Annotated in this window: 15 protein-coding genes; 4 read left to right on the forward strand and 11 right to left on the reverse strand. The window is 73.0% G+C overall.

From position 1 onward, the window contains the following. The first annotated feature begins 6 nt into the window (after positions 1-6). Positions 7-669 (forward strand): TetR/AcrR family transcriptional regulator, encoded by a 663-nt coding sequence (locus tag ACA514_RS34175; protein WP_375045390.1) that lies wholly within the window; start codon positions 7-9, stop codon positions 667-669. Here the strand turns inward: ACA514_RS34175 and ACA514_RS34180 are convergent. Genes ACA514_RS34180 through ACA514_RS34190 form a run of 3 tightly spaced genes read right to left on the reverse strand, consistent with a single transcriptional unit; the run spans position 666 to position 4,131 of the window. After that, on the reverse strand, positions 666-1,352 hold the full coding sequence (locus ACA514_RS34180; RefSeq protein WP_375045391.1) for a nitroreductase family protein: 687 nt from the start codon (positions 1,350-1,352) through the stop codon (positions 666-668). The two genes, ACA514_RS34175 and ACA514_RS34180, sit on opposite strands and share 4 nt — an antisense overlap. Further along, positions 1,349-2,785 (reverse strand): acyl-CoA reductase, encoded by a 1,437-nt coding sequence (locus tag ACA514_RS34185; RefSeq protein ID WP_375045392.1) that lies wholly within the window; start codon positions 2,783-2,785, stop codon positions 1,349-1,351. Before ACA514_RS34185 ends, ACA514_RS34180 begins: the two co-directional genes overlap by 4 nt. Continuing rightward, on the reverse strand, positions 2,782-4,131 hold the full coding sequence (locus tag ACA514_RS34190; protein ID WP_375045393.1) for a hypothetical protein: 1,350 nt from the start codon (positions 4,129-4,131) through the stop codon (positions 2,782-2,784). The genes ACA514_RS34185 and ACA514_RS34190 overlap by 4 nt, the downstream gene beginning before the upstream one ends. Positions 4,132-4,240: 109 nt before the next feature. Between ACA514_RS34190 and ACA514_RS34195 the strand changes: the two genes are divergently transcribed. The 3 genes from ACA514_RS34195 to ACA514_RS34205 all read left to right on the forward strand — a co-directional run bounded on the left by ACA514_RS34195 (position 4,241) and on the right by ACA514_RS34205 (position 6,943). Next, complete coding sequence (locus ACA514_RS34195; protein ID WP_375045394.1) at positions 4,241-4,888, forward strand: TetR/AcrR family transcriptional regulator; 648 nt, start codon at positions 4,241-4,243, stop codon at positions 4,886-4,888. A 22-nt stretch (positions 4,889-4,910) separates the two neighbouring features. Next, on the forward strand, positions 4,911-5,783 hold the full coding sequence (locus tag ACA514_RS34200) for an SDR family NAD(P)-dependent oxidoreductase (RefSeq protein ID WP_375045395.1): 873 nt from the start codon (positions 4,911-4,913) through the stop codon (positions 5,781-5,783). A gap of 80 nt (positions 5,784-5,863) precedes the next feature. Next, the gene (locus ACA514_RS34205) at positions 5,864-6,943 is read left to right on the forward strand and encodes a hypothetical protein (RefSeq protein WP_375045396.1); all 1,080 of its coding nucleotides are present in this window, start codon (positions 5,864-5,866) and stop codon (positions 6,941-6,943) included. A 41-nt stretch (positions 6,944-6,984) separates the two neighbouring features. Here ACA514_RS34205 and ACA514_RS34210 read toward each other — a convergent pair whose 3' ends face one another. The 8 genes from ACA514_RS34210 to ACA514_RS34245 form a co-directional block, all read right to left on the reverse strand. Then, positions 6,985-7,470: a hypothetical protein gene (locus tag ACA514_RS34210; RefSeq protein WP_375045397.1), complete on the reverse strand. Its 486-nt coding sequence runs from the start codon at positions 7,468-7,470 to the stop codon at positions 6,985-6,987. Positions 7,471-7,584: 114 nt separating this feature from the next. Further along, positions 7,585-8,451, reverse strand: coding sequence for an SMP-30/gluconolactonase/LRE family protein (locus ACA514_RS34215; RefSeq protein ID WP_375045398.1), 867 nt, complete (start codon positions 8,449-8,451; stop codon positions 7,585-7,587). Next, positions 8,448-9,386: a sugar kinase gene (locus tag ACA514_RS34220; RefSeq protein WP_375045399.1), complete on the reverse strand. Its 939-nt coding sequence runs from the start codon at positions 9,384-9,386 to the stop codon at positions 8,448-8,450. The genes ACA514_RS34215 and ACA514_RS34220 overlap by 4 nt, the downstream gene beginning before the upstream one ends. Further along, positions 9,383-10,021, reverse strand: a complete 639-nt coding sequence (locus tag ACA514_RS34225) for a bifunctional 4-hydroxy-2-oxoglutarate aldolase/2-dehydro-3-deoxy-phosphogluconate aldolase (RefSeq protein ID WP_375045400.1) — start codon at positions 10,019-10,021, stop codon at positions 9,383-9,385. The genes ACA514_RS34220 and ACA514_RS34225 overlap by 4 nt, the downstream gene beginning before the upstream one ends. After that, positions 10,015-11,160 (reverse strand): galactonate dehydratase, encoded by a 1,146-nt coding sequence (gene dgoD, locus ACA514_RS34230; protein WP_375045401.1) that lies wholly within the window; start codon positions 11,158-11,160, stop codon positions 10,015-10,017. Before dgoD ends, ACA514_RS34225 begins: the two co-directional genes overlap by 7 nt. After that, the gene (locus ACA514_RS34235) at positions 11,157-11,906 is read right to left on the reverse strand and encodes an SDR family NAD(P)-dependent oxidoreductase (RefSeq protein ID WP_375045402.1); all 750 of its coding nucleotides are present in this window, start codon (positions 11,904-11,906) and stop codon (positions 11,157-11,159) included. The genes dgoD and ACA514_RS34235 overlap by 4 nt, the downstream gene beginning before the upstream one ends. Continuing rightward, a complete protein-coding gene (locus ACA514_RS34240) occupies positions 11,903-12,877 on the reverse strand; it encodes a DUF4380 domain-containing protein (protein ID WP_375045403.1) in 975 nt (324 codons plus the stop codon). The genes ACA514_RS34235 and ACA514_RS34240 overlap by 4 nt, the downstream gene beginning before the upstream one ends. After that, positions 12,874-13,974: a zinc-binding dehydrogenase gene (locus tag ACA514_RS34245; protein WP_375045404.1), complete on the reverse strand. Its 1,101-nt coding sequence runs from the start codon at positions 13,972-13,974 to the stop codon at positions 12,874-12,876. The genes ACA514_RS34240 and ACA514_RS34245 overlap by 4 nt, the downstream gene beginning before the upstream one ends. Positions 13,975-13,979 lie beyond the last annotated feature (5 nt).

Here is a 13,979-nt window from a genome sequence, read left to right on the forward strand (position 1 = left end):
CGAAGCATGCCGCCGCCCGCCGAATCCTCCGGTGCTCCCGCCCGACCGCGGCGCCGCGACGCACAGCGCAACCGCGAGCGCTTCATCGCCGCCGCCCAGGCCGCGTTCGCCGAGCACGGCGCCGACGCCTCGCTCGAACGGATCGCCCGCGACGCCGGCCTGGCGATCGGCACGCTCTACCGGCACTTCCCGACCCGCCTCGACCTGCTGACGGCCGCCTTCGAACCCAAGGTCCAGGAGCTGGTCGCCACCGCCGAACGCGCCCTGGCCATGGACGATCCGTGGGAGGGCTTCTGCGCCTTCCTCGAATCGCTGTTCGGGATGCAGGCCGGCGACCGCGGGTTCAACGACCTCGTCTCGATGCGCTTCCCGGCCAGCGAGCGCACCGAGGCGCTGCACGAGCGGCTGTACCAGCTCATCGAGGCGAACCTGCGCCGAGCCCAGCAGCACGGCCACGTGCGCACGGACGTCACCGAGGCCGACATCATCACCCTGGTCTGGGCGAACGGCCGCATCCTCGAAGCCACCAGCCACACCGCACCGCACGCCTGGCGGCGCAACCTGCACCTCATGATCGACGCGTTCCGGGCCGCCAACCGGCACGAACTGCCGGAACCCCCGCTGACCGGCGAACAGCTCTACGCGGCCATGGTCCGCCTGAGCGCCTAGCGTTCCGGCCGCGGACCGGGAGCCGGCGCACGGGACTCGGTCGCGACGGCGGAGTCCGTCGGCTCTCCCCACCGGTCCATGTAGACGACCTCTGCCATGGGGCGGCGACGCACCGGGCCGTGCTTGCCCCGAGGCCAGCCGACGACGATGTGCCCGGCGAGCATCCAGTCGTCGGGCACTCCGACGGCCTCGCGCAGGAGCGGCTCGCCTCCGTACGCGGCCCAGCTGGTCATGCAGGCGCCCAGCCCTTGCGCGCGCGCCGCCAGCAGGAAGTTCTGCATCGCCGGAAAGATCGACCCGCCGAGCAGCAACTCGGACGCCGTGGGAAAGCGCTTCTGGCTGAACAGCACCGACGTGAACTCGCCCGCACGGTCGTGCAGCTCGTACGTCGCCCGGGCGGTTCGTGCGCGGCGGCTGTGGTCATGGTCATCGGGACGGGTCATCCCGTAGACCGGTTCGATCACGCGCAACGACTGCTCCGCCGCCTTCGCGACCGCGGCGCGCGACTCCGGCGACCGGAGCACGATGAACCGCCGTTCCTGCGCGTTCGCACCGGATGGCGCCCATGCCGCCGCTTGCAGGCAGCGGTTCAACGTCGTTTCGTCGACCGGCTCGTCGGTGAAGCGGCGGATCGTCCGCGCCGTCGACATCACCGTCCACACATCAGTGGCCGTTCGCGTCATTCCTGCTCCCGTTCTCCCGCCCCACCGTCCTCATGGGCCATCCAGTGGACGAAACGGTGCAGTGGATACATGGCGTCGTGCGGGTTGCCGATGGTGCTGGGGCCGGCTTCGCCCAGGCGGACGACGCGTTGCGCGCCGCCGCTGGCGAGGCGGTCCCGATAGTCGGCCATTCTTGCGAAAGGGTAGAAGCCGATCGTCTGCGTCGCCACGTTGACGTACTTCACGGCTTGGTCGAGCGAGTCGACGCGGACCACGTTGGCGGTCTTGTTGACCGGATGGAAGCCCACGGGCTCGTCGGAGCGGATCACCAGGCCCCTGCCGTCGGTCCTCCCCCAGACCCGGAACTCGTCGTCGAGCATCCTCAGCGTGTCGATCTCCTCGCGCAGGTCCCGGTCGAGCGGCCGGGCATCGCCGGACGCCGCCGCCTTCGCCGAGATGTGGCCGTGCAGCCGCGCGCAGAAGCGGTCGGCGTCCGCCTCGTCCGCCTCGACGTAGACGAAGCGGCTCGCGACGCATGCCTCCTGGTTGAGGACCATGACGTCGGACGCGGTGAGCGCGGCGGCCAAGTCGAGGGTCTCCGCAGACGCGAACGCCTCCCGGCCGACCATCGAGATCGAGGTCTTGGGGTCGAAGGAGACCAGCTGCAAGCCGGGCCCGAGGTACTTGACCACGTTGTCGATGGCGTCACCGCCGCCCCATGCGACGATCTTGTCGAAGTACTGGGGCCGGTACAGGACGCGCTCGACCGCGTCGTCGCCGCCGCGCCAGTAGACCGCCGACATCGACCGGACGATGGGGTGGCCGGGGTCGATCTCGGCCATGGTCCGCAGGATCGCGACCGTGGTGAACGGGTCGCTGGACGACATCTTGAACAGGTTGACGGCCTTGACCATCGCGCCCTGGGCAATGGACTTCACGGCCACGCCCGGGGAGTTGCCCGGCAGCACGTGGACGAGCCGGGGCGCGAACGCCCGCACGTAGCTCTTGCGGCCGGTGAAGTCCTGCTTCGGGATCCACTCGTCCAATGCCCTCGGGTCGGGGAAGTTCTGCTCGACCACGGTCCGCAGCAGCCGCCGGTCGAGGTACGCGGCAGCGCCGGTGACCTGCGACTCCAGCACCGCGCGCGGCAGTACGTGGGTGGCCGACATGCGGTCGACGCACTCGCGCATGAGGGGGTTGCGGGGGTCGCGGATCCGCTCGCCGGTCTCGACGAGGAAGTCGATGATCTCCGTGAGCGGGACGTTCAGCAGCGGCGGCACCTCGCCGCGCGGCTGCACCACCCGGTCCAGGTCGAGGCGCGGCGTCGCGAAGGTGACGCCCAGGTCCCGCGACCTGTGGGTGGTGTCGGCGCCCGCGGCGAGCTCGCCGCGCTGGAAGAACGGCGCGGACACGACCGCGTCGGTGCTCTCGGGGCGGGCAGGGGTCACGGTCATGACAGGCCTCGCACGTAGGCGTCCACGGTGCCGGCGCAACCGATCTTGTCGTCGCCGGCGAGGTCCGCGTAGCGGACGATGTCGTTGCGCACCGACGGGCCCTTGTTCCCGCAGGCGCAGGGGCCGAAGTCGAGCGCGATCCTGTCTCCGGTGATGACCCCGCCCCAGCGTCCGTCGAGGGAGAGGTCGAAGAAGGCGGCGCGGCCCTCGACCTCGCCGTCCTCGTGCGGCAGCAGGGTGTCGCCCGTCTCGTCCAGGACGAAGGGGACGATCCACGGCGGCACGTGGTACCGGTCTCCCTTCTGGCACTTGGGCATACCGGAATTGAGCTCCTGCATGGAGTAGTTCTGGAAGTCCCTGTCGGCCGGGATGTTGAACGTCCGGTGGACGAATTCCTGGTAGTCCGCCGGCAGCTTCGCGCGTTTGAGTCCGCCGCCGACATAGAGGCAGTTGTCGGGATGGAAGTCCTTCGCCGAGTAGCCCATCTCGCGGACGGCCTCGGCCACCTGGTACAGCGAGTTCCACATTCCGGCGATGTAGAGCTTGTCCGCGCGGTACTCGACGAGGGCTTCGGCCACGGCGCCGACCGACCGCCGCATCAGGTCCTGCCGCTCCTGCGAGGTCCGCTCGAATTCGGCGAGCTCCTCTGGCAGCGCGCTTCCGTCGGCGATCTTCTTGCGCAGCACCACCATCGCGGTCAGCGAGCCGACGGTGATCGGCGGGACCGGCGGGCGGAAGGCTTCCTTGGCCGGGTCGCCGAAGGCCTCGCGCTGGGCCTCGGCGGTGATGAGGTTCTTGGGGACGGCGGCGGCGGCACCGGTGCCGATGATCCGGCGGTCCCGTGCGGGCCGCACGCCCGAGCCCCAGGAGAAGACGTTGACGGTGTCCTTGCGCGTCCAGTCCATGTCCCGGCCCGAGGCCAGCAGCATCGCCGACTTTCCGGTCGTTCCGCTGGAGCACGACACATGGTGGCCCTCGGCCTGCAGCCGCGTGATCCAGTCGTCGATGCCGGCGATGCCGGCGGTCTCGATGGGAGCGATCGGGTACGGCGAGACGGTGCCCAGCCACTTGGCGAGCCGGTCCCACCTCTCCTCCAGCAGGAAGCTCTCCGGGTAGCTCTTGTAGGCGGTGTGCGGGAACAGCAGCGGCACCACGTCCGCGCGACCGCGGATCTCGGTGACTCCGGACTCCTCGGCCCGGTGGCCGAGCAGCTTGATGCGCCCCTTGCGTTCCTGGAACCGCTCGTCGAGGGCGGCCGTCTGCGTCTCGCGCAGCTCGGCGTGGGAGTGGTCGAAGCGGTCCGGCGCGTCGGCCAGCCGCGTGAGCCTTTCTGTCGCGGAACCCACCAGGGCATCCTTCCCTGTGTCGTCGCCAGGCTCGCCGAAATGGCACCTGGTGCGTATCATTATGTCCGAGGGGAGCGAGGATGCAAGAGATGGTCTCCGGGAGGCCGGCATGACCGGCGCCGGCCCGTCGGTCCGCCGGGGAGCCGGGCGGCCCACCCGCGAGCAGGCGGAGGCGCGCAACGAAGAGCTGCTCGACACCGCGCTGGACCTCTTCCTGGAGCACGGCTACGAGGCGGTGACGATCGAGATGATCGCCGCCCGGGTCGGCATGACCAAGCGGACGATCTACGCCCGCCACTCCGACAAGGCCTCGCTGTTCCTCACCGCCGTGCTGCGCGCCATCGAACGGCAGGCCCTGCCGCGGGAGGCGCTGGAAGAGCTCGACGGCGGCGACCTCGCCGGCACGCTGGAGGCGGTCGCACGGCTGCGGATCGGCCAGGTCATGACCCCGGACGGCCTCCGCCTGCAACGGATCATCAACACCGAGGGCTACCGCTTCCCGGAGATCTTCGTCGCCGGATACGAGCTGAGCACCGCGCGGGTGGTCGAGTTCGTCGCCGACGTCCTCGACCGCGCCGCCGCGCAGGGCCGCATCGCGCCGACCGACTCGGACCAGGCCGCGCGCGCCTTCATGAGCATGGTGGTCGGCGGTCAGGTGCGCGCCATCGTGGCCGGCCGCCCGCCGACACCGGAACAGATCGAGAAACGGGTCGGGTTCACCGTCCGCCTGCTGCTGGACGGCCTCCGGCCGCGCTGAACACGACAGAAAGGCGGAGGCGTTGACCTTCGACGCGAACCGGCCCGTCGCGGTCGTCACCGGGGCCAGCTCCGGGATCGGCAGATCGACCGCCCGCAAGCTGATGGAGCGCGGCTGGCAGGTGGTCGGCGTCGGCCGGGACCCGCGACGCTGCGCCGAAGCCGAAAGGGAACTCGCGGCCGCCGGAGGCGGTGGCGGCTTCGCCGTGCTGCGCGGAGACTTCACCCTGATGGCCGAGGTCAAGCGCGTGGCCGACGCGATCGGAGACCGGATCCCGCGCCTCGACGTGCTCATCAACAACGCGGGCGGCGTGCGGGACCGCCGGATCGTCACCGCGGAGGGCACCGAGGCGACCTTCGCCGCCAACCACCTCGCCCCGTTCCTGCTGACCCGGGAACTGCTGCCGGCGCTGCGGACGAGCGCGGCCGCCCTGCCGCCCGGATCGGCGCGCGTGATCGCCGTCTCCTCCAGTGCCCACCGGATGGGCAAGGGACTGCGGTGGGACGACCTCCAGAGCCTCCGCGATTTCCACCCGGCGGGGGCCTACGGCCAGGCGAAGCTCGCCAACATCCTCTTCACCCGCGAGCTGGCCCGGCGGACGGCTCCGGACGGGATCACCGCGCACGCCATGCATCCCGGCAAGGTGGCCACCAACTTCGCCTCCCACGGAGACGCCGCCATGCGGGAGCACATGGCGGCGGCCGACACCGTCCCGCCCGACGAGCCGGCCGAGACGCTGGTCTGGCTGGCCGCCGATCCCGAAGGCGGCCGCGACGGCGGCCGCTACTTCCACGGGAAGGCCGAGGAGACACCCGCCGAGGCCGCCCGCGACGACGCGGCCGCCGCACGCCTCTGGACCGAAAGCGAACGTCTTCTCGCCGGGCTCGGCTTCTGACGCACGAAGCCGCGCCGCACCCCGCGTGCCGCCATCATGGCGTGTGGCCGGTAGCGGGTGCCGCCAAGGAAGGGGGAGCTGTGACCACATACGCCTTCGACGAGGACCGTCGCGCGATCGTCGCGTTCTGGGAGACCGGCTCGAGCTGGACTGCCTCGACCGTGGCCGATGTACCCGGTGACGTCCCCGCAGACGCGGTCCAGCACCTCGCTCAGGCTCTGACCCGGTTGTCCGCCCAGGCGTGGCGCACCTACACCCACCCGGCCTCCGCCGCGGACGAGCAGGAGGTGAACACCGAGGGCTGGCGGCGGGCACAACACCGAGAGGCGTTCGCGACGGTGGCGGAGGCTATGACCAGGCCGAACCTGCCCTCTGACGGCATGCTGGCGGTGTCGTACAACCCCGTCGAGGAGTGCGCCCACCAAGTGGGCCGTGCCCTGCACGGCATCGACAGTCCGGACTTGAGCAGGCGGGTCGGCGCCGAAGCGCAGGCCGAACTGGGCGCCATCGAACAGGCGGAACTCGGCGATCTCACCGGCCGCGCCCGCCAAGCCCTGGCTCTCACGCGCGCCGACGCGTCACCCGTCCAGGTGCAGGCCGCCGATCAGATTCTCAACAGGGACCCGCTCGGCAGCCCGGGGCTGTTCACGGAGATCGAACCCGTGGCCGCCGCCATCGCGGCGGCGCACTGGCTCCAGGCCGCCGCCGACGTCACGGCCGAGACGACCGGCTACGCGCCCACCGAGATCATCCAGGAAGCGGACGACATCGAGGCCCTCGCACACGAGACCCCGACCCTCGTGCTCGAACGGCTCGAACTCGGCCTCAGCCCCTACGAAACGGTCACCGCCCTGATCCGCGGCGCGATGACCGTCGCCGAGGGCCGGATCCCCGACCTCGACGAACTCCTTGAGCACGTCACCGAGGTCGAAGAACTCGCCCGTCAACAGCAGGATCCACGACTGCGCAGCGCATTGCTCAAGGAACTCCGCAGCACTCCGCTCGACCCCAAACGCCCCGCCCAGGACCTCCTGGAGGACATCCTCGACGGCATCCGGGGCTGCTGGCTCATCTACCAGGAAGACGCCTCAGAAGACGACAACGACTTCGCCGACGAAGTCCGCGCGGAAGCCAACGCCAATCGAGACCGGCTCACCTGACCAGCGCCCCGCCCCCCGCTCCTGTGGACTCAGCCGGAAGGTCACAGATTTCGCTGGATGTACGGATCCAGCGCCAGCCGTAGTGCATCGCGTGCCTTATCGGTCGAACCGCGTCCGATTCGCGCTTGCCGGGAGATCACGAAGCACCAGAGGGTCGTCGTCTCGACCGTTCCGTCCTCGCGTCTCCACAGCAAGCTCGGAACATCGCCCGCGAGCAGGGCGAACCTAGAGCGATCGCGCTGGAAACCGAGGAGTTGCGACAGCGGAATCGTGCGGGTGCCGACGATCCCCCTGTAACGCACCGAGTCAAAAGTGACGACAACCTGAGCGAGCATGGCGCGGACGCCGAAAAGCATGCACGCCGCAGCCCCTGCCCCGGCGAGGGCTATCAGCACCGGACCAGGCGAAGGCCGATCGAGCGCGACCCCGAGAACCAACATCGCTCCAACGGACGCCGCAACCAAGTTCATCGCCCGCAGATACCACGGCTGGGCGAAAACATCGGGTTCGTTCTGGGCGGCCGACATCCCGGTCGATCCTACGCCAATCCGAAATCGGTCAGCTTGGCCGTGCCGTCGCGGATGAGCAGCACGTTGGAGCGCTACGACACCGGACGCCGCGCCACCTTGTCCGCTGCTACGTCAGGCTTCGCCGGGGGCGTTCGGGGTCGGGCGGAAGGGGGCTGCCGGGTAGCCGGCGACGGTCGTCTCGGCGGTCAGGACGCGGCCGTCGGCCGGGGCGGGGGCTTTCAGGCCGTGAGTGGCGGTGGTCACCAGGACCCGGTAGGGCGGTTCCGGCGAGAGGCACACGCTGGTGGGCTGGCTTGCGGGAAGGGCGAACACCTTCAGGAGGTCGCCGGACGGGGCGTAGCGGTGCACGGCGGACGCGCCCCAGACCGCCGACCACAGGCACCCCTCGGTGTCGACGGCCATGCCGTCGGGCGAACCGTCCGGCACGCGGGCGAAGACCTCGCGGTCGCCCAGATCCCCGGACGACGGTTCGACGGCGATGCGGTAGATGACGCCGCGGGCGCTGTCGGCCAGGTACATGGTCCGGCCGTCGGGGGCGAAGACGGGGCCGTTGGGGATGGTCAGGCCGTCCATGGCGGTGTGGACGGTGCCGTCGTGGTCCACCCGGTAGAGGGAGCCCGCGGCGGGTGTGCCGTCGTAGGCCATCGAGCCCGCCCAGAAGCGTCCGGACGGGTCGGCCGTGCCGTCGTTCATGCGCATGGGCGTGGGGGCGCCGTCCTCCGGGCGGGCGAGCCAGTCGACGGTGCCGTCGCCGTTCAGGAGGGCGATGCCGGTTCCGGCGGCGGCGATCCACGCGTCCGAGTCCTGGACCGGGGCGACCGCGCCCAGCGGGAACGGCACCGATGCCAGGAGCGTGGTGGGCTCCAGGCGGTGGAGCCTTCCGGCCAGGAGGTCGACGGCGACGAAGCCGCCGGGCGTGGCCCGCAGCCCTTCGCCGAGCTCCCACGGGCCGGCGTTCTCCAGGACGGTCCAGGTCATCGCAGCGCGGCTCCTCCGGGAAGGCCGATGAGGTCGAGTTCGTCGCGGCGGGGCAGGCCCTCCCAGTCGCCGCGGGTCAGCACCGCGAACGCGCCGACGGTGTGGGCGCGGCGGAGCCGGGCGTCGGTGTCCAGGCCGTCCAGCAGGCCGGACAGGTATCCGGCGACGAAGCCGTCGCCCGCGCCGATCGAGTCGACGGGGACGACGCGGTGGGCGGGCACCGCGTGCACGCCGTCCGCGGTGTACGAGCGGGCCTCGCCGCCGTCCTTGACGACGACCTCGGCGGCGCCGCCGTCCAGCAGCCGGGCGGCGATCCGGTCCGGCGGGCCGTCGCCGAGCAGGGTCAGCTCGTCGGGGGACGCGATGACGTGGTCGGCGGCGGCGGCGAGCGGGGCGAGCGCCTCGGCGGCCGCCTCCCGGCTCCACAATCGCGGCCGGTGGTTGAGGTCGAGGCTGATCCGCGCGTTCCGGGCGCGGGCGAGGCGGCACAGCGCGGTCACGGCGTCCCGGCAGGACGCGCCGAGCGCCGGGGTGATCCCGGTGACGTGCGCGATCCGCGGCTCGAACGGCAGCGCCTCGACGTCCTGCGGGCACAGCCGGGACCCGGCGGACCCGGTGCGCAGGTACTGGACGCGGGTGACGTCCGGCAGCCGCTGCTCGAACATGATCACGCCGGTGGGCGCGGCGCCGTCGCGGCGGACGGCCGAGACGTCCACGCCCTCGGCGCGCAGCGTCCGGGTGACGAGGTGCCCGGGCTCGTCCTGGCCGACGCGTCCGGCCCAGGCGGCGGTGTGGCCGAGGCGGGCGAGGCCGATCGCGACGTTGCTCTCGGCGCCGGCGATGCTGGTGGTGAAGCCGGAGCCGAGCCGCACCGGGCCGGCGGCGCGCAGCGCCATCATCGTCTCGCCGGCGGTGAGGACGTCCACCCGGGTCATGCGGGCGCCCCGGCGGCCGCGGCGAGGAAGGCGCGGGCCCGGCGCCGCAGTTCGGTGAGGTCGCCGCCGCGCGGCGCGTCCCCGCACAGCGGCGAGCCGACGCCGACCGCGACGGCGCCGCGCCGCAGGTACTCGGCGGCCTCGGCCTCCCCCACGCCGCCGACCGGGACGAACGGGACGTCCGGGAACGGGTCGCGCAGCGCGCTGAAGTAGCCGGGGCCGTGCGCGCTCGCCGGGAACAGCTTGACGGCGGTCGCGCCGGCGGCGACGGCCGCGGCCACCTCCGTCGGGGTGAGCGCCCCGGCGAGCACGGGAAGGCCGAGCCGCAGCGCCTCGTCGACGCCCGCGCCGAGCGCCGGCGTGACGGCGTACTGCGCGCCCGCGTCGCGGGCGCGGCGCGCGTCGCCGGCGGTCAGCACCGTGCCGGCGCCGATCCGCGCGGTGCCGGGAGCCTTGCCCGCGACCTCCTCGATGACGTGCAGGGCGCCGGCGCCGCTCAGCGACACCTCGATCAGCGTGACGCCCTCCTCGGCGAGGGTGAGGACGGTGCGGGCGGCCGCCGCCGGGTCCGGGCCCCGGACGATGGCGACCAGCCGGCGCAGCCGCAGTTCCTCCGCGATCGTCGTGTTCACCATTCCGCGTGCCCTCCGTCCGGGTGCCGCCAGACCGGCGGGCGCCACCGGTGCCCGGTCCGGTCGGCGCGGCGCACCTCGTTCTCGTCGATCTCTATGCCCAGGCCCGGCGCGTCCCAGCGCTCGATCGAGCCGTCCACGAACGCGAACGGCGACCGGTCGGCCAGGTAGTCGAGCACCTCGGCGCCGTCGTTGTAGTGGATGCCGATGCTCTGCTCCTGGATCAGGAAGTTCGGCGTCGCGAACGCCACCTGCAGGCTCGCGGCGAGCGACAGCGGGCCGAGCGGGCAGTGCGGGGCGAACAGCGCCCCGTACACCTCCGCCAGCGACGCGATCCGCCGCACCTCGGAGATCCCGCCGGCGTGCGACAGGTCGGGCTGGACGACCGCGACCCCGGCCTGCAGCGCGGGCAGGAACTCGGCGCGGGAGAACAGCCGCTCCCCGCACGCGATCGGCGTGGTGGTGGACGCGACGACGTCGCCGAGCCGGTGGGTGAGCTCCGGCAGCACCGGCTCCTCCACGAACATCGGGCGGTACGGCTCCAGCAGCGGGATGAGCCGCCGCGCGGCGGGCAGCGTGATCCGGCCGTGGAAGTCGACGGCGAAGTCCGCGTCGTCGCCGATCGCCTCCCGCACGGTCGCGGCCCGCCGCACGATCGCGTCGATCTGCGCGGCCGGCGGCAGCGCCCCGGCCCGCCCGGAGGCGTTGATCTTCACGGCGGTCAGGCCGGCGGCGATCTGCGCGGCGGCCTCGTCGCCGACCTCGCCGGGCTCGTCCCCGCCGACCCAGCCGTACACCCGGACGCGGTCGCGGACCGCGCCGCCGAGCAGCTGGTGCACCGGGACGCCGAGGGAGCGGCCGAGGATGTCCCACAGCGCCTGGTCGAGCCCGGCGACCGCGCTGGACAGCACCGGGCCGCCCCGGTAGAACGCCGCCTTGGTCATGGTCTGCCAGAGGTCCTCGACGCGGCGCGGGTCGGCGCCGACGAGCAGGTCCGCCAGTTCGTGCACGGCGGCGCGGGTCGTCTCGGCCCGGCCCTCCACGACCGGCTCGCCCCAGCCGACGAGCCCGTCGTCGGTCTCGACGCGGCAGAACAGCCAGCGCGGCGGGACGAGGAACGTCTCCACTCTCGTGATCTTCATGCGGATCCCTTGGTGATGCTCCAGCCCCCGTCCACCCGCAGCGAGACGCCGGTGACGAACGAGGCGTCCGGGCCGGCGAGGAACGCGATCGCCGCCGCGACCTCCTCCGGCCGCCCGAGGCGTCCCGCCGCGGTCTCGGCGGCGCTGCGCCGCCGGTCCTCCTCGCCGATCCCGTCCCACTGCGCGGTGAGTACGGGGCCGGGCAGCACGGCGTTCACCCGGACGCCCGGCCCGTACTCGGCGGCGAGCTGCCGGGTCAGGCCGGTCAGCCCCGCCTTCGCCGCCGCGTACGCCGGCCGTCCCGGCAGCCCGAACGCGGCGTGCACGGACGACACGATCACGATGGCGGCGCGGTCGCTGGCGCGCAGGTCGGCAAGGGTCGCGCGGACGCCGAGGAACGTCCCGGTGAGGGTGACGTCGAGCTGGGCCCGCCAGGACTCCAGCGAGATCTCGTCCGCCGCGCCCGGCTCGTAGCGCAGGGCGTTGGACACCAGGACGTCCACCGGGCCGAGTTCGGCGCGGCAGGCGCGGACGGCGCGGTCCCAGTCGCCGGGGTCGCTCACGTCGCAGCGCAGGCCGAGCGCCTGCGCGCCGTCCGCGGACAGCTCGGCGGCGACCTCGTCCACCTGCGCGGACACGTCGATCAGCGCGACCGCGTACCCGTCGGCGGCGAGCCGGCGGGCGGTGGCGGCGCCGATCCCCTGCGCGGCGCCGGTGACGACGGCGACCGGACGTGCCGCGGTCACGGCGTCCCACCTCCCTCGCCGGTCCGCGCGACGGTCACCCGGATGCCGAGGGCGGTCCGCTCGCCCGGGGCGAGCGTCTCCCACGGGCCGAGCGCCTCGCACTCGACGATCCGGGCGGGCGGGGCCAGCCCGCCGAGGTGCTCCAGCGGGCGGTCGAGGGGATGCTCCATCCACACCTCGGCGCGCGAGCCGCCGTCGGGGTACGGGGCGTCGTCGTGGACGTCGAACTCCATGGTCAGGCGGTGCCCGTCCCGCGTGTAGGCCAGCCGCCCGGCGGCGTGCGGGAAGCCGAGCTTGCCGACGGCGTCCTGCGCGGGGACCTCGACGGTGTCGGGGCGCGGCCGCGTCCAGGCGGGCGCGGCCGTGCCGACCGCGAGCTCGACGGGTTCGCGGAAGCCCGGCCTCACCGCGACATGGACCGTTCCACCGCCGGGGTACTGGGCGACGTTCCACACCGCCCACCGCACCGGCGCCGACGACGCGTTGACGGCCGAAACGCGCAGGTCGTAGCCGGTTTCCCCAGCGCGCACCCGGATCTCGCGGCGCAACCGCAGCCCGGTGCGCGGATCGTGCTCGCTCTCCAGGACCACCGCCGCGCCGCCGGTGCCCGTGCGCACCTCGCACGTGTACGGGCCCGAGTCGAGCACCGGGTCGGGCGGCCCGGCCCACTCCCCCGGCGACGACCAGCCCTGCGGCGCCGGCCAGGTCTTGTCGCCGCCGTAGTTGCGCCAGTTCGCCATCGGCCCCGAGGTGCGTTCCGGCCGGTGCCCGCCGGCCGGGTGCAGCCGGTCGTCCAGCAGCGCCGGGTTGCGCCACAGCAGTTCCCCGCCGTCCTGGACGAGGCTCAGCAGCCGCCCGCCCAGCGCCGGGACGATCCCGAGCCGGAGCGTCCCGTTGTCGACCCACACCACGTCGTACGGGCCGGATGTATCGGTCTCGACGCGGACGGCTCCTGCCGCATCAGCCGTCACTGCGCCGCGTCCGGAACGAGCACGACCTTGCCCTTGCTCGTGCCGGCGGCCAGCGCGTACGCCTCGTCCGCCCGCGACAGCGGGAAGATGTCGCTGACGGCCTTCTCCGGCCGCAGTCCCCAGTCGACGAGGTTGCGCGCCAGCTCGCTCATCGCGGGCAGCGACGTCACCCACGACGCGTGGATCGTGAGCTGCTTGTGCAGCAGCGTGTCGGAGACCTCGGTGCACAGGTCGCCGCCCTCGCCCACCAGCGACACGTGCCCCCATTCGGCCGCCGCCTCCAGGGCGAGGCTCCGGCCGGGCCGCGTCCCCGAGCAGTCGATCGTCACGCCCGCGCCGCCGCGTCCGGTGAGGTCCGCGACCGCTTCGGCCGCGCCGTCGCCGGCGGGCAGGGTCGCGTCGAACACGCCGAGCGTCCCGGCCCATTCGCGGCGCGCCTCCGACGGCTCGACGCCGATGACCTTCCGCGCCCCCATGCCGCGCCCGATCATCCCGGCGGCGAGCCCGACCGGGCCGAGCCCGACCACCAGCAGGTCGGTGTCGCCGCTGACCCCGGCGCGGCGCAGCCCCTCGTAGGCCGTGCCGAACCCGCACGCGATCAGCGCGCCGTCGACGTAGGACAGCTCGTCCGGCAGCGGCACGCACGTCCGCTCCTCCGCCAGAAGGAACGGGGCATGGCCGCCGTCGCGCTGCCACCCGTAGGACTCGCGGCCGGAGTTGCAGCTGATGTAGTGGCCGCGGCGGCAGTTGTCGCAGAGCCCGCAGCCCACGATGTGGTACACGATGACGCGGTCGCCCACGCCGAACCGCCGCACCCCCGGCCCGGCCGCGACGATCCGGCCCGACGGCTCGTGGCCCGCGATCACGCCCCGGTATGCGGGGCCGTCCACACCGCGGTACCCCTTGTACTCGCGGTAGATGTAGCCGATGTCGCTGCCGCAGATGCCGGACGCGCCGACCTCGATCAGCACCTGTCCATGGCCGGGTTCCGGCACGGGGAACTCGCGCAGCACCGCCGTCGAGTCCCCGGGCAGGAACACGCCCCGCATCCGCTCGGGCATCCCGCCCGGAACCGCCGGCCGCGTCGTCGAAGTCACGGTCA

This window comes from Actinomadura sp. NTSP31, from assembly GCF_041951385.1.
Lineage (GTDB): Bacteria > Actinomycetota > Actinomycetes > Streptosporangiales > Streptosporangiaceae > Spirillospora > Spirillospora napierensis.